This window comes from Microbacterium sp. BF1, assembly GCF_019279095.1.
GTDB classification, from domain to species: domain Bacteria; phylum Actinomycetota; class Actinomycetes; order Actinomycetales; family Microbacteriaceae; genus Microbacterium; species Microbacterium maritypicum.
This window is the reverse complement of the sequence record NZ_JAGYWT010000531.1, coordinates 1-1,634: the sequence shown is the minus strand read 5'-3', so window position 1 is coordinate 1,634 and position 1,634 is coordinate 1. Positions and strand designations below refer to the sequence as shown.

Here is a 1,634-nt window from a genome sequence, read left to right as displayed (position 1 = left end):
CGGTCGACCGCGTAGGTGCGCTCGGCAGACCCGCCGCCGGCACCTGCCGACCAGACGACGGCGTCGTGACCTCGGATGATCTCGGCGAGCGCCTCGACATCCATGCTCTCGACGTCGGCGACCAGCGCTTTCGCCCCGCCGGCTTCCACATCGGAGGAATGATCCGGGTTGCGGATCACTCCCGTCACCTCATCCCCTCGAGCGACCAGGAGCGGCGCGAGCAGGAGGGCGATGCGGCCATGGCCGCCGAAGACGATGATTCGCGACATGTCTTCACCCTACGCTCCCCTCCCCGACCTCGGCGGGGTTCTGGTCGCTGTCGATCCCGAACCCGACACTCGGTCCTCTACACTCGGGTCAACGACGCCGACCCGAGACGGTGTCCCTCCCGACAGCAGGACGACGATGCCCACACCGCTGATCGAGCGCGAGATCACCGCGCACGTGTCACTCACCACCCCCGACGGGGCCTTGAACCACGATGCGCTGGGCTGGTCGCGCGTACCGGTGCACGACACCTCGGGGATCCCGGGCCGCGGTCATTGGGGGCGCAACAAGCGCTGGGAGTACTGGAACGTGATGACGGCGTCGCACATCATCGCCTTCACGGTGTCGTGCGTCGACTACATGTCGCTGCATGAGGTGTGGGTGCTCGACCGAGCGACCGGTGACGACATCGGCACGACGGTGATATCGCCGGGAGGCCGCGGCGCGACGCTACCGGCGTCTCTCGGTGCAGGGCCCGCCCGAGCGCGCACCCGTCGCATCACCATCGACGTCGACGAGACGTTCGACGGGACCCGTCTGCGTGGCACCGCTCCACGGGTGTCCTTCGACCTGCTGGCGGGCCGTCCTCCCGGTCACGAGTCCCTCGGTGTCGTCGTCCCCTGGCGCCGAGGAGAGGACATCTCCCGTTTCCAGTACACGGTGAAGGATGTGGCACGCCCGACGACAGGGACGGTGACGGTGGACGGCGTCACCCACGACGTGTCCGCGGGCAGCTGGGCGGTGCTCGACCACGGGCGCGGACGCTGGCCCTACCGTGTGCGTTGGAACTGGGCGGCGGGGAGCGGTACCGTCGACGGTCGCGTCATAGGGCTGCAGCTGGGCTCGAAATGGACCGACGGCTCCGGGGCGACCGAGAACGCGCTGCTGGTCGACGGACGCCTGTCGAAGATCAGCGAGGAGCTCGTCTGGGACTACGACCCCGAGCAGTTCCTGCGCCCGTGGCGTGTGCACGGGACGAGCGCCGACCTCACCTTCACCCCGTTCTATGACAAGCACTCGCGCACGAATGCCCTGGTGATCTCGAGCAGGACGGATCAGCTCTTCGGCGTCTGGTCGGGCTGGGTACGGGACGACACCGGAACGCAGGTGCATGTCGACGGCATCGAAGGATTCGCGGAAGAGGTGCTCAACCGCTGGTGACGCGCGCGTTCGTGGACTGCAGCGCCCGCTGCACTCCCTTCGCCGCCGAGCGACCGGCACGATTGGCACCGATCGTGCTCGCCGACGGACCGTAGCCGACCAGCTGCACGCGGGGGTCTGCGACAGCCGTCGTACCGCGGCCGTTCCGGTCCAGCTGGATGCCCCCGGCCGCGCTGCGCAGGTGAAGAGGAGCCAGGTGCGTGACC

At 68.7% G+C, this 1,634-nt stretch carries 2 protein-coding genes and 1 pseudogene; 1 reads left to right on the top strand and 2 read right to left on the bottom strand.

Annotation, left to right across the window (positions count from 1 at the left end):
* The coding region (locus tag KZA10_RS14480) for an NAD(P)H-binding protein (protein WP_218683234.1) at window positions 1-269 on the bottom strand (269 nt) is incomplete at its 3' end.
* Between the two features lie 136 nt (window positions 270-405).
* On the opposite strand from KZA10_RS14480, the gene KZA10_RS14475 reads away from it, so the two are divergent.
* The gene (locus KZA10_RS14475) at window positions 406-1,428 is read left to right on the top strand and encodes a DUF2804 domain-containing protein (protein WP_218683233.1); all 1,023 of its coding nucleotides are present in this window, start codon (window positions 406-408) and stop codon (window positions 1,426-1,428) included.
* Here KZA10_RS14475 and KZA10_RS14470 read toward each other — a convergent pair.
* Window positions 1,415-1,634 (bottom strand): annotated as a pseudogene (locus KZA10_RS14470) (pyridine nucleotide-disulfide oxidoreductase); the annotation flags it as partial. The gene KZA10_RS14475 and the pseudogene KZA10_RS14470 overlap by 14 nt on opposite strands.

Excerpts from the sequence above, each read along its gene's own strand:
- KZA10_RS14475 (WP_218683233.1), top strand. The coding sequence starts at position 406 with ATGCCCACACCGCTGATCGAGCGCGAGATCACCGCGCACGTGTCACTC.